Consider the following 19,614-nt stretch of genomic DNA (forward strand, 5'->3'; position numbering starts at 1 on the left):
TAGCAGTCTCCATTAAGATATTAGGAAAGCAGAAAGCCTACTCAAAAATGAATAGGCTTTTATCTTTTTTGCTGTGTGTGTAGAGCAAATCTTATTTCTTTAAATAAGCATCTACTTCGTCAGCATTCACTACTTGCTCTTCAAAAACATAAGCTCCAGTTTTAGGAGACTTTACCATTTTTACTACTTTAGTCATTTTCTTAGACTGACCGCTTTGTAGGGTCGCTACTACTTTCTTTGCCATAGTAAGTTATACTTTTATAAGATTACTTAATTTCTTTGTGTACTGTATACTTTTTAAGAACTGGATTGAATTTTTTCAGTTCCAGTCTTTCAGTAGTATTCTTTTTATTTTTTGTGGTGATGTATCTGCTCATTCCTGGCAAACCACTTTCTTTATGCTCTGTACATTCAAGGATAACCTGAACTCTATTTCCTTTTTTTGCCATCTCTCCTTATATTATTTAATAAATCCGTTTCTTGTTGCTCTTTCTACTGCTTCCTCAATACCTAATTTATTGATAATTCTCAATCCGTGAGCAGATACTTTTAAAGTAATGTGTTTATCTTGCTCTGGAAGGTAAAACTTCTTTTCCAATAAGTTGATTTCAAATCTTCTTTTGGTCTTGTTATTCGCGTGAGAAACATGGTTCCCTACCATTGCACGCTTTCCTGTTATTTGGCAAATTCTTGACATATCTCGATGTTCTTTATTTACTTATTCAATATTTGAGTGTGCAAAATAAAGAAGTTTTTTTTAGATAGGCAAATATTTTTTATTCAATTGTAGGATTTCATTTTAAAATTTATCTATTCAAATCGTGAGAAATCCTGTATTAAGCCTTATTTAACTAAAATGAAAAATCAATTTTCATTAAAAATGATGATATACAATATTAAATACTAAGGTAAATTTAGCTTATCAGTTTCCAAATTCTTTTTGCCATTCTTCGGCGGCATCGGAGAGCTCGGAATAGAAGCTCTCCCCGTACTTACGGATAAGAGGTGTTTTTAGAAATTTATACACGGGCACCTGAAGCTCCTTTCCGAGAGTGCAGGCATCACTACACACCTCCCACTCGTGATAGTTGAGCGCCGTAAAGGAGGAATATTCAGTTACACGAATAGGATAAAGATGGCAGGAAATGGGTTTTTGCCAGTCTATAACCCCATCTTCGTACGCTTTTTCTATACCGCATTTGGTATAGCCTCGCTCATCATAGGTTACATAGGCACATTCGGCATTATTAATTAAGGGGGTTACATATTCACCATCGGTGGGGTCTATTTCCCATTTGCCTTGTTTTTCTATCGCTTCAATCCCTTGTGGAGTGAGGTAGGGTTTTATTTTATCATAAATATTTTCTAAGATTTGAGCTTCTTCCTTATCTAAGGGAGCTCCTGCATCTCCTTCTACACAACAAATGCCTTTACATTTGGAAAGGTTGCACACAAACTCTTCAGAAAAGATTTCCTCAGAGATTAATTTATCTTCTATTTGTATCATTCTTTAATGTATATAAACTGCGATTTTAAATAAAATTAGAAATATAATCACCATCCATAAGGAGAGTTCCTTCTGCCAATACTTTGGCATAAAATAAATGGCTCTACTGACAATCACCGCACACGGGAATACCATCAAAAGCAAATAGCCGTAATAATTCCCCATATAAAGCACAATAGAAACCGATTGAGCCACTGTAAAGAGGAGTATAAATGTGTATTTAAACTTACTGATGGGGCTTTTTTCATTAAAATAAAAAAAATGTTGCGCAATGCCATACATCATTAATAAACCTATGGGAATGAGATAAAGCAATGGCTGTATATTCTGAGCCATCTTAAAATCTCCAAAAGGGAAATAAGCATCATCCCAAGCATTATAGTGCAGGAAAAATACAATACTGAAATAGAACAAGGCTATCAGCAGCATTCCGAAAAACAGCCTGAATAAATTGAGCAGTATCCGCCCTGAAGTTCCTATAATATGTATTATAACAAACAGAACCAGCGCCCAAGTAGCTGGCAGGAAAATAAAATTCACCGCCAGTATAGAGCCTATGAGCATATAGGAACTCTTCCTTAGGGTGTCATTTGTGCTTGTGAGAATGAGCAATACAAAAGAGCTCACAAAGAGGGAAATAGCAACCCCAATATTCAGACCGCCAGAGTAAAGCGCAAAGGCTAAAAAAGTATATAAAAAAAGGGGGATATGGGTTTGGTAAGTAAGATTGACTTTATTAAAAAGAAAATATCCGAGAGCGATACCCGCAAAAGTAAAGACAGCGGATATAATATTTAAAACACTAAAATTAAAGGCATTAAATGTTATTACTATGGTGAGCAAAAAAAATAAATAGACGGGTATAGAAAAAATATTGCTCTCCTTTGAAAGTAATCTGAACATTTTTTTATATTTTTGTGCAAATTTAATATTAAAAACAAAACAATGACGAGTTTTTGGTTATTCTTAAGTAAGTCTTTTGTATGGTCGTTTCAGTTTTATGATTACGCAGGGAATGTATTAAACTGGATATTATTTTCGGTGGCGTGTATCTTGTTTATCAACTGGTGCTATGTATTGGTTGTAAAGCTGGGAGTGAATAAAGACAAGGAGTATTACTCCCCTACGGAAGGTAAATTCCCGTACTATGATCCTAAAATCTATAAAAGAAAAGAAGACTAAGGGTTAATTAATTGATAACACATTATAGAAAGCCGTATCCTGAGTAGAAACGGCTTTTTATTTATACCTTATAGAGAGATGCCAGAAATTTCTATTATTACACCGTGCTATAATTCTTCAAAATACTTGGAGGAGACGATACAGTCTGTCCTTAACCAAAGTTTTACAGACTGGGAGTGGGTGATTACCGATGATTGCTCGCAGGATAAGTCAATTGAAATCATTGAGAGGCATAATGACCCAAGGATAAAGCTCATTAAAGCAGAGAAAAACGGCGGCGCAGGCTATGCGAGGAATCTTTCATTGAGTGAAGCGAAGGGGAGGTACATTACCTTCCTTGATGCTGATGATGTTTGGACGCCCAACTTCTTAGAGGAAATGCTCAACTTTATGAAAAGGGAAAATGCAGAGCTCGCCTACTCTAATTATGCGAGGTGCAATGAAAAATTAGTCCCGAAATTGGGAGATTTTAAAGCGGATAAGGTGGTTACATTTGGTAATCTTTTGAAGACTTGCAGGCTTTCACTCCTGAGCTCTATGTATGATTCTGAAAGGGTGGGCAAGGAATATTTCCCAGAAGGGAATAAGAGGGAAGACCATACGATGTGGCTCAATCTGCTGAAAAAAATCCCGAAAGGACTACCACTGCCAAAGACAATGGCAAAGTATAGGATGCTACCGACAAGCGTATCGCGAAAAAAATCGGAGATTATAAAAGACCAATACTTGGTATATAGAGATTTTATGGGCTTCTCTGTATTAAAATCGCTGTACTATACAGCACATTGGGCACTTAATGGATTTATAAAATACTCCAAATTCTTTAACCCCCTCTAAGGGTCAGAGACCCTTTCTTTATTAAATAAGGAGGAGGGGTAGAGACCCTTTTATTACTTTTTTACTATTAATTAAGGGCAGGAGCAGTTTTTATTTAAATAACTGATATTAAATAGATTGAGCATTTTTCAATTTTTATAGTTGATGATTGATTTTTTATAGCGTATTTTTTATTTTTACTAGTTGCAGCGCTAATCTTAGCATTGATTTATTGATTTAGATAGTTGCAGAGGCATTTTTACCCATTGCAGAGGCGTTTTTACCCGTTGCATTGGCATTTTTGAGCGTTACATTCGTATTTTTATACATTACATCGATATTTTTTAGTCCGTTTTATTGAATTTTTCGTAATAAAGAAAGCTGATGGCTGATGGTTTTTAGCGGCTAGCTATTAGCGGAGTGGATTTTGGCTAATGATATGGCTAATATGCTCGGTAGCATTGGGCTGAGAGGCGATAAAAGCGCTGGATTTATCGGACATCTGGCGGATAAGTTGGGGATTTTGAATAAGATGAGAGAGGAAGGCAATTGTTTGGTTTTCATCTTTAAAAGACTGGGCACCACCGATGGAAATAAGGGCATCGGCTTCTGGATTTTTACGATAATGATTACCGAAGAGGACAGGCATACCAAAAGTGGTCGCCTCGAGGATGTTATGGAGCCCCGCAGAGTGAAAACCACCGCCTACGAGGGCAATGTCGGCATAGGAATAGAGCTTTGAGAGGATGCCGATAGAGTCTATGATAAGCACGGAATAGTCGCTAATCTTCTGCTGGTTTTGAGGCGCTTTACTGTAGAGCAAAGCCTGCGGGAAAAGAGATTTCAAGGGCTCAAGCCTTTTAAGGGAATGAGGGGCGATGATGATTTTCACCTTCGGATGAAGGGAGGATATTGCCTTGGCGATTTTTTCCTCCGCCTGCCAGGAACTGCCGAAAATAAGGAGGGGTTTAGCGTCTTTAAATTCATCTATAAGAGGAAGGGTGTTGTCTCTGCTGAGGATTTGCTTGACCCGATCAAAGCGGGTATCGCCAGAGACGGAGGACTGAAGGAGCCCGATGCTTTTAGCCAAGTGCTCGGAGTCTTGATTTTGATGAAAAATCCAATTGATATTTCGTTTTAGGTTTGATACGAACCCATTACCCAAACCTCTTTTAAAGAAAATCTGCTTAGGGTAAAAATAGGCGGAGATGATGAAGAGCTTAGCATTGCGCTTTTTTAATTCATCGAAGAGATGGTACCAGTAATCGTATTTAACGGTAAAGAAAATATCCGTAGTGAATAGAGAAAGGAAGCGCTTTAGGTTTTTCTTTTTATCAAGAGGCAGGTAGCAGACGACATCTGCGATATTGGGCTTATTTGCGACATTCTCATAACCCGAAGGCGAAAAAAAAGTAATGAGGATTTTATGCTGAGGGTGGGTTTGTTTTAATCTTTCTAATACAGGGAGCCCTTGTTCATACTCGCCTAAACTGGCAGCGTGCATCCAAATAACCTTATCGTGAGGGGAGAGTTTTTGTTTTATTTTTTGCTCAGATTCTTTTCTTCCGAGCCAGCCTTTTCTAATCTTAGCATTAAAAAGGGAGCCAAGCCTCATCCCGAAAGAGAGCAGAGAAATAAATATGTCGTAAAAAAAATACATTTAATTAATTAGGATAAGAGCTGGGTAGGGCTTGTTCTTTATTAACATCAATCAGCGTATCTATTATCGGTTTTGGAACCTCTTCTGAGGCTTTTTCTGGTGCTTCTTCTTTGTCTTCGATGGAGTGCGTACCTTTCTTCACCGAGATATCATTGAGGGATTTATCTCCTGAAAACTTGGTTGCAAAGAGTAGTCCTGCACCGATAAGCCCACAGAGCGGAATGAGCACAAGGAATATCCAAAGGATGGCTTTATTCAGCTTGTCATCTGAACCTCGCTCGGTAGAAGAGGAATGGGCGCTCTGCTTTTGTAGAGGGCTTAGGCTTATCATCTCTAAACCGAAATAGTCTGGTGATAAATCATCAAGCCGCTCACCAGAGAAAGAGAGCTGCTTGTGGTCATCAAAGGAAAAATGCCCAATGGAGTCTATTGTAAAGTCTTCGTTGTGCTCCAAGAGGGTATTCCAATGACTTACCTGCTGCTGTATGAATTGATAGACTTCATCAAATGCCAAAGACTCCTTATCGAGGATGGACAGGGTGAAGCCTTCATCGGAAGTATGTACATCAGCGTGGAAGAAAATCTCCTTTGCTGGAGGTAGGATATTCTCATTATTACGAATAACTTTTGCGGTGGAATCTTTCAGGAAGAAAGTTCCGAAACCTTTAATGGCAACCTTGTGATTTGCCTTAAGCTCATCTAATATGTAGTGTGTAAAGTTTTCCATAATCTGCTATCTGTTTTCTTTATAATAATTGATAAGTCCATTAGTTGATGAATCGTGGGAGGAGATTTTGGCTGTACTTTCTAACTCTGGGAGAATCTTGCCTGCTAAAACTTTCCCGAGCTCTACACCAAACTGGTCAAAGCTAAAGACATTCCAGATGACGCCCTGCACAAAAATCTTATGCTCATAAAGGGCAATAAGCTGCCCTAGTGAAAACGGTGTAAGCTCATCTATAAGGATGGAATTGGTAGGGGTATTCCCTTGGAAGACCTTATAATTTAAGAGCCTTTCGATCTCGGTTATGGGCTTCCCTGTTTGCTGAAGCTCATCTAAGGCTTCTTCTTCGGTTTTACCAAAAGCGAGTGCTTCGGTCTGTGCGAAGAAATTTGCCAAGAGCTTTTCTTGATGGTCAGACACCTTATTACAAGGCCTTACAAAAGCGATAAAATCAGAAGGAATGAGCTCTGTACCTTGGTGGATTAATTGATAAAAAGCGTGCTGACCATTAGTGCCTGGCTCTCCCCAAATAATCGCCCCCGTTTCATAATCTATAAAGTTGGCGTTTCTATCTACGCACTTGCCATTACTCTCCATATCTGCCTGCTGGAGATAGGCAGGGAAGCGGTCGAGGTATTGTGAATAAGGGAGTACAGCATAAGAACTCGCTCCAAAGAAGTTTCTGTACCACACACCGAGAAGCGCCATTAGCACAGGTACATTTTCAGAGAAATCAGCAGTTTGGAAGTGGGTATCTGTTTCATTAGCCCCCATTAGAAGCTGCTCAAAATTAGGATAACCTATCGCTAAAACAATACTAAGCCCAATGGCTGACCAAAGTGAATAGCGACCACCAACCCAGTCCCAAAACTCAAAAGTATTCTCTTCCAATATGCCAAAGCTCTTCACTGCCTCTATATTGGTAGAAAGAGCTACGAAATGCTTAGCGATATCCGCTTCTGAGCCCACCTTCAAAAACCATTTTTTAGCGGTATGGGCATTGGTCATTGTCTCTTGGGTGGTAAAGGTTTTAGAGGCAATAATGAATAGCGTAGTTTCTGGGGTTAAGTTTTTAAGCACCTCTGCGGAGTGGTTGCCATCTATATTGGAGATAAAATGTAGATTGAGCCTCGTTTTAAAATGTTTAAGAGCTGAGCAAACCATTACTGGGCCGAGGTCTGAGCCTCCAATTCCGATATTGACTACATCGGTAATCTCCTTTCCTGAAAAGCCTTTGTGCTCCCCAGAAATCACCCTTTCGGAGAAAGTTTTCATCTGCAGGAGCACTCTTTTTATATCTTCTCTTATATTTTTCCCATCGACTAAAATCTCTCGGCAAGAGAAATCCCGAAGTGCTGTATGAAGCACTGCCCTACCCTCTGTCTCATTGATTTTATCCCCAGAAAACAGCTTCTCAATAGCTTCTTTTAGCTGTACTTCTTCTGCCAGTTGGAGGAGGAGCTCCCTCGCCTCTTCATTGATTAAGTTCTTTGAATAATCAAAGAGATAGCCTTGTCTTTTAATAGAAAAATCACTGAAACGCTTAGGGTTTTCAGCGAATAAAGTTCTCAAATCGAAATCATAATTCTGAAAGAGCGCGTCCAATGCTCTCCAGCTTTGTGTATGTACAGGGTTTATTTTAGGCAACATCTGCTCGGTTTTTAATGACGCAAATCTACGGAAAGTTAATAAATGACAGGCTTCCCTCTCTAAATTCAACTTTTCAAACAACGAATATTGCCTTCTCGATTAATATCTATATAGAAAACAAAAATAAAACTGCAACAGACTATGCCTATCGCAGTTTAATGATATGATATAATAATATTTTTACCTCACAGAGAAATATTCTACGCCGTGTTGGCTTTCGGCATTCAGAATATCAGTCTCAAAGAGTCTGAACTCATCTTCCTGCTTCTTTTTGGATTTGCGTTTCTTCAACTTTTTTATCGTGTAGAGAAATGCCAGTATACTAAAAATTCCTATACCCCCTGCTAATACTATATTTTTGCTCAACTTCTCCATTGATATTAAATTTTGGAATCTCAAAATACAAATACCATTCCTTAAAAGGATTATTTTTTATTAAACTTTGTTAATTATTCAATAGCAATCGTTAATTGAACAGATTTTTCGAGTAAAAATGAGTTTTCACTTTATGCACTTTATTTTGTAAAAAGAATACTACTTAGGAAGGAACTTCTTTCTTAGATAATTAGTAGCCCTTATCTCATAGTATTTATAAAACCAATAAGATAAAAGAATAGACACGCCCCAAAATGAAGTATAACAAATAACAAACATAGCCGACCAAGGTACTATATTATAATATTCATTCACATCATAATATTCTACTATTTTTGCTAACCCCATTTGCACAATACTATTAATAAGATATAATGAATATGAAGTTATACTCAAAAAAGTAATCGGTTTATATAATTTACTATTGCTGGTTTTTATAGAGTTCATATAAGGTAAAATCAATAATATGGTAATAGAAGTAATACTTAATTCTATTGTTCTGTATAAAAAGTTATTTACTCCTATAACTTTATCTAAAAAATTACTCAAAATAAAAGCAATAATCCCCATCCAAAACATTACCTTTCTATTCTTATCCCAAAAACCTCTGTAATAGAAATAAATATAGGACGCCAAAACCCCAAACATAATTCCATCTAAACGATAAAAAACTGAATATCTAATAACCTCAAAATCTTCATATTTAAAATCATTAATAGAAAATAGATATGTAAAACGAAAGAAATGGATAATAAATAACCCTCCCAAAATTATAATCAACATAATATTTTTCAGAGAGAATCTAAGGAGCTTTAATATAAAAGCAAACAACGGAAGCAATAAATAAAACCATTCTTCCACACTCAAACTCCAAGACCATTCAAAGAAACTATGCTGCATATTACTAAACAGGTTCTGGGAGAAAATTAAATAAGATATTGTATTGTATTGTATTGTATTGTATTGTATTACAAAAAGAATAATTAAAATCAAATAATAATTAGGTAAAGTTCTTGTCCATCGCTTTATCCAGAAATTTTTCATTTCTTCTAGCGAGAGACCCTTACTTTCCATTTGTTTAATAAAAATATGCCCTATAAGAAATCCACTCAAAACAAAGAAAATACCTACACCATCATAATATAAAGCGGAATAATATTTAGCATATTTTGCAGGAATAAACTTCGCTGCGTGGGTAATCATTACAAATAGAATAGCCAGCATTCTAATAATGTCCAATCCAAAAATTCGGTCTTTTTTTATCTCCATAATACTTATTATTCTTAAATAATCAATTGTGTCGCAAAAATAAAGATTTCACATAAAACTATTTCTATAATTAGAAAATTAATTATCTTTGGTCAAAATATTCTAATTATGATAAAGAAAACTTTAATTTGTGCTGCTTCGGTAGCAGCATTTTCTTTTATGAATGCACAAAAACAATACCCCCAAACCGAAAAAATTGACCATACAGATGAGTATTTCGGTGTAAAAGTTCAAGACCCTTATCGCTGGCTGGAAGACGATATGTCTGCCAAAACAAAAGATTGGGTAGAGCGTGAAGTTGCTTTCACAAATGATTATCTCTCTAAAATCCCTTTCAGAAATGAGCTTGCAAAACAGCTGAAAGATATCTGGAACTATGAGAAAATCGGAACTCCTTTTAAGGAAGGAGAATACACTTACTTCTATAAAAATGATGGTCTGCAAGCACAATCTGTACTTTATAGAACCGATAAAAACGGAAAAACTGAGGTATTCCTCGACCCAAATACTTTCTCTAAAGACGGAACAACCTCCCTCGCGGGAATTTCCTTTAATAAGAAAGGAACACTTGTAGCCTATAGAATCTCTGAAGGGGGGAGCGACTGGAATAAAATCATCATCCTCGATGTAAAAACAAAAAAGCAGATTGATGATACTTTGGTAGATGTAAAATTCTCTGGTGCTGCCTGGCTTGGAGACGAGGGCTTCTTTTATTCAAGCTATGATAAACCCGACGGCAGTGTACTTTCTGCAAAGACCGATGACCACAAAATATACTTCCACAAGTTGGGAACCAAGCAGTCTCAGGACAAGCAACTCATTGTGAAAAAAGAAGGCAAGTGGAGATATCTCTCTGCAAGCCTTACCGATGACGAAAGGTTCCTCATCGTCTCTGGGGCAAATGCTACCAATGGAAATGAGCTTTACATCAAAGACCTTAAGAACAAGAAAAATTCAGACTTTATAGAAATTCAGAAAGGTTTTGATTATAATACGGGAGTTGTAGATTCCAAAGGCGATTTCATCTATGTACAAACCGATAAAAATGCTCCTAATGGAAAACTTCAAAAATTCAATATCAGTACTCCTCAGACTTGGGTAGATGTAATCCCAGAAACTCAAAATGTACTCGGTGTGTCTACTGGTGGAGGCTACATCTTTGCCAATTATATGAAAGATGCAGTTTCTTCCATCAAACAATTTGATTACGATGGCAAGTTCATCAGAGAAATTGCTCTTCCAGGTAAAGGCTCAGCAGGAGGCTTCTATGGGAAGAAAGAGGAGAAAGACCTTTATTATTCCTTTACCAACTACATTACTCCAAGCACTTCTTTCAAGTTTAATGTAGAGACGGGCGTATCCGAAGTTTATCAAAAGGCAAAAGTAAAATTCAACCCTGAAAACTATGTGAGTGAGCAGATTTTCTACACCTCTAAAGACGGAACAAAAGTACCGATGATAATCAGCTATAAGAAAGGCTTGAAACGCAATGGTAAGAACCCTACCATCCTCTACGGATATGGCGGTTTTAATGCTTCTATGACGCCTTACTTCTCTGTAATCAATGCGATTTGGATGGAAAATGGTGGCGTTTATGCCGTTCCAAACATCCGTGGAGGCGGTGAATACGGAAAAGACTGGTACAATGCAGGAACCAAGATGCAGAAGAAGAATGTGTTTAATGACTTCATCGCTGCGGGAGAATATCTCCAAAAGAATGGATATACCTCTAAAAAATACTTAGCGATTTCTGGAGGGTCTAATGGCGGACTACTCGTAGGTGCCGTTATGACGATGAGACCAGACCTCGCTCGTGTAGCATTCCCAGCCGTAGGCGTACTGGATATGCTCAGATATAATAAGTTTACCGCAGGAGCAGGTTGGGCGTATGACTACGGAACCGCCGAAGACAGTAAAGAAATGTTCGAGTATCTGAAATCTTACTCCCCTCTGCACAATGTAAAAAAAGGGGTATGCTACCCATCTACTCTTATTACTACTGGCGACCACGATGACCGTGTAGTACCTGCCCACTCCTTTAAGTTTGCTGCAGAGCTTCAAGCGAAGCAGTCTTGTAAAAATCCTGTGCTCATCCGTATAGAGGTAAATGCAGGGCACGGTGCAGGGCGCTCCACAGAGCAAATCATCAATGAAGCTGCCGATAAAATGGGCTTTGCTCTCTATGAAATGCACCGTAGCCGGTGAGGTAGACCGTAGCCGGTCGGGCACTTACCCACTGGCGTGGGGAGCACTTAGGACAAACTAAGGGCTAAAAGCTAACATCTAAGAACAATAAAAAGGTTACGGGCGACCCAGAGGGTCGCCCGTAACCTTTTTATAAACCACTTAATATAAAACACAAATCTATTTATTACTTCTCTCCTTTCCCAAAAGGGAAAGCATATACAACAGATATACTAACTTTTAAAACAAATTTTTAATAAAAATATCACGCTTAAATACGCAACCCTGCCCAAAAGTTATCATTTTTAAATCTTTACTCTATGAAAGATGTAAAATGAAGTACAATTAGTATTTATCATTAACCTTAAATAGCTATACAGAAATAACTCCAGCTTATAAAAACCAGAGTTATTACATTATTTTTGTTAGTAGTGCTATTAAGCCTCTTCGGAAGTAGCTACTTCTTTTTCTAATACTACTTTACCTCTGTAGTAGAGTTTTCCTTCGTGCCAGTGAGCTCTGTGGTAAAGGTGTAACTCACCAGTAGTTGAATCTTTTGCTAACTGAGGAGCAACCGCTTTGTAGTGGGTTCTTCTCTTATCTCTTCTTGTAGCAGACTGTCTTCTCTTTGGATGTGCCATTTCTAATATTTTTTATTATTTGATGATGAGCGGGGCTATCCCACTACTATAATATTTTAATTTTTCAATTTTCTTAATGCTTCCCATCTCGGGTCTATCTCCCCTTCGGGTTCTTCTTTATCATTTTGAGCGGTTGGACTAAACTTTTCCAAAAGTTCAAAATCTTTATCGGAGAGGTTGGGTGAGATTTTCTTCATCGGGACAGCGAGCATTACAGACTCATAAATAAGCTGTGCAATATTAAACGCATAATCCTGATGAGGAATCGTGATCACTTCTTCATTGGAGTCATCATAGTCTTCTCCAAACTTTACCAAGATGTTTATATTCTCGTCTATGGGATAGCTAAACTCCTCCCCTGTAATATCACATTCAAGGTTGATAGTCCCCAGAGTTTGAATATTAAACTCTAAAAAAGTACTGTGCTTCTCCAAAAACACCTTTATATTGAGTTTTGGAGCTGTAAATTCTTTTTCAGTGTCAAAAAGCTCAAAGAACGCCTGAGTGATTTCAAAATCAAACTCGTGCTTCCCATTTTTAAGACCAACAAACGCTATGTCGTAGTTTCTAATCTTGTCCATAAAATGAGTGTGCAAAAATAAAGTTTTTTTTTATTCTCACAAATATACTTTTAGTTTTTTAGCGAGAATCTATTATTAATAATTCAATCACTTAAAAGACACCTAAAATCTATGGTAAAACCTCCCATACCACGGATGACTAATAAGTATAAGTAGTGCCCTCTCGGGAGTCTTTCAGTTGAATGCCTGCTTCCAGTAGTTTATCTCTAATCTGATCGGAGAGCTCAAAGTTTTTCGCCTTCCGAGCCTGGTTCCTAAGCTCTATAAGCACTTGAATGGTAGAATCCAGCTTTTCATTAGCGTTTTCTTCTATCTGCTGTAGCCCAAGCACATCATATACAAAGGCGTGCATCAAGTGTTTTAGTTCGTCTGTATCAGATGTAGAGAGGTGAGATTTACCATCTTTAATGCTGAATATGAGCTTAACCACATCAAAAAGGTGAGCGATGAGGATAGGTGAATTGAAATCATCCATAAGAGCTGCATAACACTTATCTTTCCATTCTGCAAGTGTGAATGAAGAGTTTTCGCCCTCTCCTTCATAATCATTTAGGATTTTAAGTGCTTCCATCATTCGGTTAAAACCTTTTTCACTGGCTAGTAATGCCTCGTTGGACAAATCTACCACACTTCTATAATGCGCTTGAAGGAAGAAAAATCGGATAACGGACGGGTGGAAGCCTTTCTCAAAGAAAGTATTTTCTCCCGTGATAAGTTCCATTGGAAGAATGGTATTCCCTGTGGATTTAGACATTTTCTGGCCATTCATTGTGAGCATATTGGCGTGCATCCAATAATTCACTGGTGAGGTACCATTGCAGCCCTTGCCCTGTGCTATTTCGCACTCGTGATGTGGGAATTTCAGATCCATACCACCACCGTGTATGTCAAACTTATCACCGAGATATTTGGTACTCATCGCTGTACATTCGAGATGCCAACCTGGGAAGCCTTCGCCCCAAGGCGAAGGCCACTTCATAATATGCTCTGGCGAAGCCTTTTTCCAGAGGGCAAAATCCTGCGGATTTTTCTTCTCGCCCTGCCCATCCAAATCTCGGGTATTGGCAAAAAGCTCCTCAATATTCCTTTTGGAGAGTTCGCCGTAGTTTAAGCCCCGCCTATTGTATTCCAGCACATCAAAGTAGACAGAACCGTTGCTCTCGTATGCCAATCCTTTATCAATAAGAATTTTTGCAAGCTCCAGCTGCTCTATGATATGCCCAGTAGCGGTAGGCTCTATATTGGGAGGGAGGTTATTAAAGAGCTTCAGCACATCGTGGAAGTTCACCGTATATTTCTGGACGATTTCCATTGGCTCGAGCTTTTCCAATCGGGATTGCTTTACGAATCTGTCATTATTCACATCGCCATCATCGGTTAAGTGCCCAGCATCGGTGATATTCCTTACATAGCGAACCTTATACCCGAGGTGAGTAAGCGCACGGTAGATAAAATCAAAGGACATAAAAGTACGCACATTGCCCATATGCACATTAGAATAGACCGTAGGCCCACAGACATACATACCGACATTTCCTTCTAAAATGGGCTTAAAGATTTCCTTCTCTCCACTAAGGGAATTGTATATTTTCAGTTGATGATTTTCCATAAAATTGATTTAAAAAAAATGTATTAAACAAGTGAGCTCATCCCCACATAATGCAGAAACTCCTGACGGGTAATAGGGTTGGTACGGAAGATTCCGCTCAACTCTGCGGTTATGGTGGAGCTCTGCGTATCCTTTATCCCCCGGCAATTTACACAGAGGTGTTTTGCATCTATTATACAGGCTACATCTTTGGTTCCAAGGGCTTCTTTCATCGCATCTACAATCTGCATTGTGAGCCGCTCCTGCACCTGCGGCCGCTTGGCGTAATAATCTACGATTCTATTGATTTTAGACAGGCCAATCACCTCCCCATTAGAAATATACGCTATATGCGCCTTTCCGATAATCGGTAGGAAATGATGCTCGCAAAAAGAATAAACCGTGATATCTTTCTCTACCAGCATCTGGCGATACTTATACTTATTGGTAAAGGTAGAGATGCCGGGCTTATTCTCCGGCAGCAAGCCTCCGAATATTTCATTTACGAACATTTTTGCCACTCGTTTCGGGGAGTCTCTCAGCGAGTCGTCTGTCATATCCATCCCCAGCGTGTGCATTATCTCTGCAAAGTGTTTTTCTATCTTCTGAATTTTCTCTTCAGGGCTCAGCAGGAAAGCATCTTCCCTTAGAGGGGTGTGCTCCTTACCTGTAAAGAGGTCATCATCAATATCAAAATTATCTATCATAATAAGGATTAATACGGTTGCAAAAATAAGGATTAAAATAAGATTTTGAAGATGAGTATTTAATTTATTCACCTTATATAATCTATTCTCTTTTTTATATCACAATAGAAAATATAAATCACTATCATTCCCAGTATCCCAAAAGAATATTATAGTTTTGCGCACTTTTTTAAGTAGAATATTAACAACATAAATTATACATTATTACTTATGAGTACAAAACTATTTTTGAATGCAGCCGTTGCCTGCTTCTTAGGAATTACTGCTAACAGCTTTGCACAAAGCACTCCTGCAGCTCCTCAAAAAGAGGATGTTGGGAGAATAGGTATCAACTCTATTTCCCCAAGAGCTACATTGGATATAGAGGTTAAAACCACTGATGAAACAGCTAACCAGGGTATCATTATCCCAAACCTGAGCAAAGTAAGTATTGCTAAAATAACAGAACCTGTAGAATCCACATTAGTATATATCAGCAATGTAGATAATTATACCGAAGGACAAAATACCACAGCTGATGCTCTTGTAGCAAATGTAAATGCAAAAGGCTTCTACTTCTACGATGGTACTACTTGGCAGCCGCTACAAAAAACAGCACCCAAACTTGACTATATCATAAGTGCAGATGGTACTGTACTAATGCAATGGTTAAATAAATACACCCAGAATATAGATATGAATCAATATTCTGATATGGCAAATGTAACTACTATAAGCGAAAGATTATTACAAAACTCTGGTGGTATTAAGACATTTATTATAAAAGATGGTGTTACTAAAATAGGTAATTATGCCTTTCAAAATACTAAAGACTTAAAGGTAACCATCCCCCAATCTGTAACTGAAATAGAAGAGCACGCTTTTGAAGAGAATAAAGGGGTAACTGAACTCAATCTTCCTAATTTAAAAATTGCAGAAGATGGTATATTCCAAAAAAGCAATTTAAAAAGTATTGACTTATCTCAACTAACTACGATTAAGAAAAATGCATTCTCATACACCAAACTACTAACTACCGCCAATTTCCCTTCTGTAACCTCTGTAGGCAAAAGTGCTTTTGAAGACAGCAATCTCTCTAATATCAGCTTACCAGAAGCTACCTTAATAGGGAGCTGGGCTTTTTATAACACTCATTTAACAAACATTTCGGCTCCAAAAGTTACTACTATTGGAGAAAGGGCTTTTGGGGGCTCTAAAATAACAGATATAAACTTCCCTGAAGTCACTTCAATAGGTTGGTATGCATTCTCTGGAACAAAACTAACCACTCTTAACCTCCCTAAAGCACAAATAATTGGAGGACATGCTTTCGAAAGTACAAATATAACAAGCATAAATCTACCCGAAGCCACTTCAATAGGTGAAAGCGCTTTCTCTAGAACAAAACTAACCACTCTTAACCTCCCTAAAGCACAAATAATTGGAGGACGTGCTTTCGAAAGTACAAATATAACAAGCATAAATCTACCCGAAGCCACTTCAATAGGTGAAAGCGCTTTCTCTAGAACAAAACTAACCACTCTTAACCTCCCCAAAGTTACTACAGTAAATCGTTATGCTTTCGAAAACAGTGGGTTAACAAGCATAAGCCTACCTAATGCTACTTCAATAGGTTGGGGAGCCTTTGGCGATACTAAGCTAACCACTCTTAACCTTCCTAAAGTTACTACAGTAGAAGAACGTGCTTTCCATGGATTAACAAGTTTAGAAACACTCACCCTAGATTCTATAATAACTCTGACATCAGAAGCTATACATGTCCTACCTAACTTAAAAAAGGTTATTCTGGGAGAAACTATTAAAGAAATTCAAGATGGAAATCTTCGTCAACTAAACAAGAATGCAGAAGTCTATATACGAGCTACAACCCCTCCCTCCTTAACTGAAACATTCGATATAAATTGTACTTTCTATGTCCCTCAAGCAAGTCTTAATGCATACCATACCCACCAAGATTGGGCTCCTCATAAAGATAAAATAAAAGGATATAACTACTAACCATTATTTAAAAAGAGAGCTTGTAGGCTCTCTTTTTAGATATATACTGTACTTAAAGAACGGGAAAGCTATCCTATTTTAGACTCTTATTACGAAATCCCCAAATTTAATACCCCATCATTATTCATTTCCCCTATAACTAAAAACAAATAGCAGGCTGCAATTCTCATATTAAATAAGATTACAGATAAACTAAAAAAAGATGTAAGTCTTAAAGAATTTTATATATTTGCACCCAGATTAAAATAACTTTAAAATAATATACTATGTCAGACATTTCATCAAGAGTAAAAGCTATCATCGCTGATAAGCTAGATGTAGAAGAAACAGAAGTAACTCCTGAAGCAAGCTTCACAAACGATTTAGGAGCTGATTCTTTAGATACAGTTGAGCTTATTATGGAATTTGAAAAAGAATTCAACATTCAAATTCCAGACGATCAGGCTGAGAAAATTACTACTGTGGGGCACGCTATTGCTTACATAGAAGAAGTAGTAAACAAATAACAAAAAAACTAAAAAAACAAACTTATGGAATTGAAAAGAGTAGTTGTAACAGGATTTGGCGCCATAACTCCAATAGGAAATAATGCAAATGAATACTGGGAAAACCTTGTGAAAGGTGTGAGCGGAGCAGCTCCGATTACTCTTTTCGATCCTACAAACTTCAAGACCAAATTTGCCTGCGAAGTGAAGGGCTTTAACCCGCTTGACCACTTTGATAAAAAAGAGGCAAAGAAAATGGACAGAAACACACAGCTCGGTATGGTGGCAGCAAGAGAAGCTGTAGCCCACGCAAGACTGATAGAAGATAATGTAGATAAAAACCGAATCGGTGTTATCTGGGGCTCTGGGATTGGAGGTTTAGAAACTTTTGAAACCGAAGTTTTAGGCTATGCAAACTCGAATGGAGTACCGAGGTTTAACCCTTTCTTCATCCCTAAAATGATAGCCGACATTACCCCAGGACATATCTCTATGGAGTTCGGTTTCCACGGACCTAATTACACTACCGTTTCCGCTTGTGCTTCCTCTGCTAATGCTATTATAGACTCTAAAATGCTCATCCAATTAGGCAAGGCAGATGTTATTGTATGCGGTGGCTCCGAAGCAGCAGTTACTGCGAGTGGCGTAGGTGGCTTTAATGCTTTAATGGCACTCTCTACAAGGAATGATGACCCTAAAACCGCTTCCCGCCCATTTGATAAAGACCGCGATGGTTTTGTCTTAGGCGAAGGTGCAGGCTCTATCGTACTCGAAGAATATGAACACGCGGTAAAGAGAGGGGCAACTATCTATGCAGAGCTTTCAGGAGGTGGTCTCAGCGCAGATGCTTACCATATGACGGCTCCTCACCCAGAGGGTCTCGGGGCTTATCTCGTAATGAAAAGCTGCGTAGAAGATGCGGGACTTTCCCCTGACCAGGTAGATCATATCAATATGCACGGAACCTCTACTCCACTCGGAGATATTGCAGAATCCAGTGCTATTGCAAGGCTCTTCGGTGAGCACGCTTACAATATTCAAATCAACTCCACTAAGTCTATGACGGGGCATTTGCTCGGTGCTGCGGGAGTTATAGAAGCTATTGCTACTGTGGGGGCATTAACTCACGGAGTAGTTCCACCAACCATCAACCACTTTACAGACGATGAGAAGATTGATGACAAATTAGACTTCACATTTAACAAAGCGGTAAAAAGGGATATCAGCGTAGCAATGAGCAATACTTTTGGCTTCGGTGGACATAACGCTTGCGTACTTTTCAAAAAAATATAATTCCAGTCTATGATGAGGCTTCAGAAATACATCAGTAAATTTCTGTTTAAGGAGAAGACACCACCCCTCAGCAACGAAGATTTTAATTTTAAAGAAAAGATAAAAGCCATTGTAGGCTACGAAATACGCAATATAGACCTCTACAAAGAGGCTTTCTCACTAAAACTTTCCAGAAACAATTATAAGAACTACGAGCGCTTAGAATTCCTTGGTGATGCCGTGCTTGGGTCTATTATTTCCTCGTATCTGTTCATCAATTATCCGAAGTCCAACGAGGGTTTTATGACGCAATTGAAGTCTAAAATCGTCAATCGGAAAAATCTAAATAAGCTCGGGGAGGAATTAAAACTCTCCCGCCTTATAAAGAACACCAAAGGTACAATCCTAAGCGAGGATATTACAGGAAACCTATTTGAAGCGCTTATCGGGGCTATATTCCTTGATACCGATTATGAATCTTGCAAAAAAATAGTACTCGGAAAGCTCTTAACGCCTGAGAAAATCAATCAGCTGGAAAATAAAATCATCAGCTATAAAAGCCTCCTGCTCGAATGGTCTCAAAAGGAGAAAAAATCTCTCGCCTACGAAACGGTGGAAGAAAGTTCCCCTTCCGAGAAAACGAGCGTCTTCCGCTCCTATGTAATCCTCGAAGGCAAAAGAATAACCAACGCCAGCGAATCTTCCAAGAAAAAAGCAGAAGAAAAAGCCGCACAAAGAGCCTTCTACTCCCTCAACAAAAAACAACGGATACTTACGAAAATCCCCCAAAAGCAGTAAAAAAATAGCCTCCAAAAGTGTAAAAATCCACCTCTATAAGTTATTGATTCCAAACCCCACAGAGAAGGTAAAAAAACTGACTGAGTTTTTTCAAAAACTGACTGCCTTTTTCAAAAAACTGACTGAGTTTTTTCAAAAACTGACTGCCTTTTCTTAGAGGCGGACTGCCTTTTTAAA

21 protein-coding genes are annotated in these 19,614 nt (G+C 38.2%); 7 read left to right on the forward strand and 14 right to left on the reverse strand.

Features of this window, described 5'->3' with window-relative positions; all coding sequences use genetic code 11:
- Positions 1-91 precede the first annotated feature (91 nt).
- From DBX24_RS03015 to DBX24_RS03035, 5 genes are all read right to left on the reverse strand, one after another.
- The gene (locus tag DBX24_RS03015) at positions 92-244 is read right to left on the reverse strand and encodes a DUF4295 domain-containing protein (RefSeq protein ID WP_120488447.1); all 153 of its coding nucleotides are present in this window, start codon (positions 242-244) and stop codon (positions 92-94) included.
- Positions 245-266: 22 nt separating this feature from the next.
- Complete coding sequence (gene rpmG, locus DBX24_RS03020; RefSeq protein ID WP_120488446.1) at positions 267-449, reverse strand: 50S ribosomal protein L33; 183 nt, start codon at positions 447-449, stop codon at positions 267-269.
- A gap of 11 nt (positions 450-460) precedes the next feature.
- Positions 461-697 carry a 50S ribosomal protein L28 gene (rpmB, locus tag DBX24_RS03025; protein ID WP_120488445.1) on the reverse strand — a complete coding sequence of 79 codons (237 nt, stop codon included), beginning with the start codon at positions 695-697 and terminating at the stop codon, positions 461-463.
- A 225-nt stretch (positions 698-922) separates the two neighbouring features.
- Positions 923-1,507 (reverse strand): DUF3109 family protein, encoded by a 585-nt coding sequence (locus DBX24_RS03030; RefSeq protein ID WP_160223950.1) that lies wholly within the window; start codon positions 1,505-1,507, stop codon positions 923-925.
- Positions 1,508-1,510: 3 nt separating this feature from the next.
- A complete protein-coding gene (locus tag DBX24_RS03035; RefSeq protein WP_160223951.1) occupies positions 1,511-2,410 on the reverse strand; it encodes a DUF6427 family protein in 900 nt (299 codons plus the stop codon).
- A 42-nt stretch (positions 2,411-2,452) separates the two neighbouring features.
- Between DBX24_RS03035 and DBX24_RS03040 the strand changes: the two genes are divergently transcribed.
- Together DBX24_RS03040 and DBX24_RS03045 are read left to right on the forward strand one after the other, a co-directional pair.
- Positions 2,453-2,689 (forward strand): hypothetical protein, encoded by a 237-nt coding sequence (locus tag DBX24_RS03040; RefSeq protein WP_120488442.1) that lies wholly within the window; start codon positions 2,453-2,455, stop codon positions 2,687-2,689.
- Between the two features lie 78 nt (positions 2,690-2,767).
- Positions 2,768-3,526, forward strand: coding sequence for a glycosyltransferase family 2 protein (locus tag DBX24_RS03045; protein ID WP_120488441.1), 759 nt, complete (start codon positions 2,768-2,770; stop codon positions 3,524-3,526).
- 391 nt (positions 3,527-3,917) lie between these two features.
- Here the strand turns inward: DBX24_RS03045 and DBX24_RS03050 are convergent, their stop codons facing one another.
- From DBX24_RS03050 to DBX24_RS03070, 5 genes are all read right to left on the reverse strand, one after another.
- Positions 3,918-5,165 carry a 3-deoxy-D-manno-octulosonic acid transferase gene (locus DBX24_RS03050; protein ID WP_120488440.1) on the reverse strand — a complete coding sequence of 416 codons (1,248 nt, stop codon included), beginning with the start codon at positions 5,163-5,165 and terminating at the stop codon, positions 3,918-3,920.
- A 4-nt stretch (positions 5,166-5,169) separates the two neighbouring features.
- Positions 5,170-5,892, reverse strand: coding sequence for an HU domain-containing protein (locus DBX24_RS03055; protein ID WP_120488439.1), 723 nt, complete (start codon positions 5,890-5,892; stop codon positions 5,170-5,172).
- 6 nt (positions 5,893-5,898) lie between these two features.
- Complete coding sequence (gene pgi / locus DBX24_RS03060; RefSeq protein ID WP_160223952.1) at positions 5,899-7,539, reverse strand: glucose-6-phosphate isomerase; 1,641 nt, start codon at positions 7,537-7,539, stop codon at positions 5,899-5,901.
- 180 nt (positions 7,540-7,719) lie between these two features.
- Entirely contained in the window at positions 7,720-7,914 is a 195-nt protein-coding gene (locus tag DBX24_RS03065) for a hypothetical protein (RefSeq protein WP_160223953.1), read from the reverse strand.
- Between the two features lie 159 nt (positions 7,915-8,073).
- Positions 8,074-9,183: an acyltransferase family protein gene (locus DBX24_RS03070; RefSeq protein WP_160223954.1), complete on the reverse strand. Its 1,110-nt coding sequence runs from the start codon at positions 9,181-9,183 to the stop codon at positions 8,074-8,076.
- A gap of 108 nt (positions 9,184-9,291) precedes the next feature.
- Here DBX24_RS03070 and DBX24_RS03075 point away from each other — a divergent pair, with 108 nt between their 5' ends.
- The gene (locus DBX24_RS03075; RefSeq protein ID WP_160223955.1) at positions 9,292-11,388 is read left to right on the forward strand and encodes a prolyl oligopeptidase family serine peptidase; all 2,097 of its coding nucleotides are present in this window, start codon (positions 9,292-9,294) and stop codon (positions 11,386-11,388) included.
- Between the two features lie 416 nt (positions 11,389-11,804).
- On the opposite strand, the gene rpmF is transcribed toward DBX24_RS03075, so the two are convergent.
- The 4 genes from rpmF to folE all read right to left on the reverse strand — a co-directional run bounded on the left by rpmF (position 11,805) and on the right by folE (position 14,884).
- Positions 11,805-12,008: a 50S ribosomal protein L32 gene (rpmF, locus tag DBX24_RS03080; RefSeq protein ID WP_120488434.1), complete on the reverse strand. Its 204-nt coding sequence runs from the start codon at positions 12,006-12,008 to the stop codon at positions 11,805-11,807.
- A 56-nt stretch (positions 12,009-12,064) separates the two neighbouring features.
- Positions 12,065-12,589 carry a YceD family protein gene (locus DBX24_RS03085; protein ID WP_120488433.1) on the reverse strand — a complete coding sequence of 175 codons (525 nt, stop codon included), beginning with the start codon at positions 12,587-12,589 and terminating at the stop codon, positions 12,065-12,067.
- 139 nt (positions 12,590-12,728) lie between these two features.
- Positions 12,729-14,198, reverse strand: coding sequence for a cysteine--tRNA ligase (gene cysS / locus DBX24_RS03090; protein ID WP_120488432.1), 1,470 nt, complete (start codon positions 14,196-14,198; stop codon positions 12,729-12,731).
- Between the two features lie 23 nt (positions 14,199-14,221).
- Positions 14,222-14,884 (reverse strand): GTP cyclohydrolase I FolE, encoded by a 663-nt coding sequence (folE, locus tag DBX24_RS03095; protein WP_120488431.1) that lies wholly within the window; start codon positions 14,882-14,884, stop codon positions 14,222-14,224.
- Positions 14,885-15,094: 210 nt separating this feature from the next.
- On the opposite strand from folE, the gene DBX24_RS03100 reads away from it, so the two are divergent.
- From DBX24_RS03100 to rnc, 4 genes are all read left to right on the forward strand, one after another.
- Positions 15,095-16,882, forward strand: a complete 1,788-nt coding sequence (locus DBX24_RS03100; protein ID WP_120488430.1) for a leucine-rich repeat domain-containing protein — start codon at positions 15,095-15,097, stop codon at positions 16,880-16,882.
- 266 nt (positions 16,883-17,148) lie between these two features.
- Positions 17,149-17,388 carry an acyl carrier protein gene (locus DBX24_RS03105; protein WP_120488429.1) on the forward strand — a complete coding sequence of 80 codons (240 nt, stop codon included), beginning with the start codon at positions 17,149-17,151 and terminating at the stop codon, positions 17,386-17,388.
- Between the two features lie 24 nt (positions 17,389-17,412).
- Positions 17,413-18,660, forward strand: a complete 1,248-nt coding sequence (gene fabF, locus DBX24_RS03110) for a beta-ketoacyl-ACP synthase II (protein WP_120488428.1) — start codon at positions 17,413-17,415, stop codon at positions 18,658-18,660.
- 12 nt (positions 18,661-18,672) lie between these two features.
- Positions 18,673-19,437 carry a ribonuclease III gene (gene rnc / locus DBX24_RS03115; protein WP_160224689.1) on the forward strand — a complete coding sequence of 255 codons (765 nt, stop codon included), beginning with the start codon at positions 18,673-18,675 and terminating at the stop codon, positions 19,435-19,437.
- The last annotated feature ends 177 nt before the right edge of the window (positions 19,438-19,614 follow it).

Source organism: Bergeyella cardium, from assembly GCF_009914665.1.
GTDB classification, from domain to species: domain Bacteria; phylum Bacteroidota; class Bacteroidia; order Flavobacteriales; family Weeksellaceae; genus Bergeyella_A; species Bergeyella_A cardium.

Bases quoted from the DNA above. Each gene is read 5' to 3' on its own strand.
- DBX24_RS03105 (WP_120488429.1), top strand. From the start codon at position 17,149: ATGTCAGACATTTCATCAAGAGTAAAAGCTATCATCGCTGATAAGCTA.
- DBX24_RS03055 (WP_120488439.1), bottom strand. From the start codon at position 5,892: ATGGAAAACTTTACACACTACATATTAGATGAGCTTAAGGCAAATCAC.
- DBX24_RS03045 (WP_120488441.1), top strand. From the start codon at position 2,768: ATGCCAGAAATTTCTATTATTACACCGTGCTATAATTCTTCAAAATAC.
- fabF (WP_120488428.1), top strand. From the start codon at position 17,413: ATGGAATTGAAAAGAGTAGTTGTAACAGGATTTGGCGCCATAACTCCA.
- rpmB (WP_120488445.1), bottom strand. From the start codon at position 697: ATGTCAAGAATTTGCCAAATAACAGGAAAGCGTGCAATGGTAGGGAAC.
- DBX24_RS03035 (WP_160223951.1), bottom strand. From the start codon at position 2,410: ATGTTCAGATTACTTTCAAAGGAGAGCAATATTTTTTCTATACCCGTC.
- DBX24_RS03030 (WP_160223950.1), bottom strand. From the start codon at position 1,507: ATGATACAAATAGAAGATAAATTAATCTCTGAGGAAATCTTTTCTGAA.
- rpmF (WP_120488434.1), bottom strand. From the start codon at position 12,008: ATGGCACATCCAAAGAGAAGACAGTCTGCTACAAGAAGAGATAAGAGA.
- DBX24_RS03015 (WP_120488447.1), bottom strand. From the start codon at position 244: ATGGCAAAGAAAGTAGTAGCGACCCTACAAAGCGGTCAGTCTAAGAAA.
- DBX24_RS03075 (WP_160223955.1), top strand. From the start codon at position 9,292: ATGATAAAGAAAACTTTAATTTGTGCTGCTTCGGTAGCAGCATTTTCT.
- cysS (WP_120488432.1), bottom strand. From the start codon at position 14,198: ATGGAAAATCATCAACTGAAAATATACAATTCCCTTAGTGGAGAGAAG.
- pgi (WP_160223952.1), bottom strand. From the start codon at position 7,539: ATGTTGCCTAAAATAAACCCTGTACATACACAAAGCTGGAGAGCATTG.
- DBX24_RS03065 (WP_160223953.1), bottom strand. From the start codon at position 7,914: ATGGAGAAGTTGAGCAAAAATATAGTATTAGCAGGGGGTATAGGAATT.
- rnc (WP_160224689.1), top strand. From the start codon at position 18,673: ATGAGGCTTCAGAAATACATCAGTAAATTTCTGTTTAAGGAGAAGACA.
- folE (WP_120488431.1), bottom strand. From the start codon at position 14,884: ATGATAGATAATTTTGATATTGATGATGACCTCTTTACAGGTAAGGAG.
- DBX24_RS03100 (WP_120488430.1), top strand. From the start codon at position 15,095: ATGAGTACAAAACTATTTTTGAATGCAGCCGTTGCCTGCTTCTTAGGA.
- DBX24_RS03085 (WP_120488433.1), bottom strand. From the start codon at position 12,589: ATGGACAAGATTAGAAACTACGACATAGCGTTTGTTGGTCTTAAAAAT.
- DBX24_RS03070 (WP_160223954.1), bottom strand. From the start codon at position 9,183: ATGGAGATAAAAAAAGACCGAATTTTTGGATTGGACATTATTAGAATG.
- DBX24_RS03050 (WP_120488440.1), bottom strand. From the start codon at position 5,165: ATGTATTTTTTTTACGACATATTTATTTCTCTGCTCTCTTTCGGGATG.
- DBX24_RS03040 (WP_120488442.1), top strand. From the start codon at position 2,453: ATGACGAGTTTTTGGTTATTCTTAAGTAAGTCTTTTGTATGGTCGTTT.
- rpmG (WP_120488446.1), bottom strand. From the start codon at position 449: ATGGCAAAAAAAGGAAATAGAGTTCAGGTTATCCTTGAATGTACAGAG.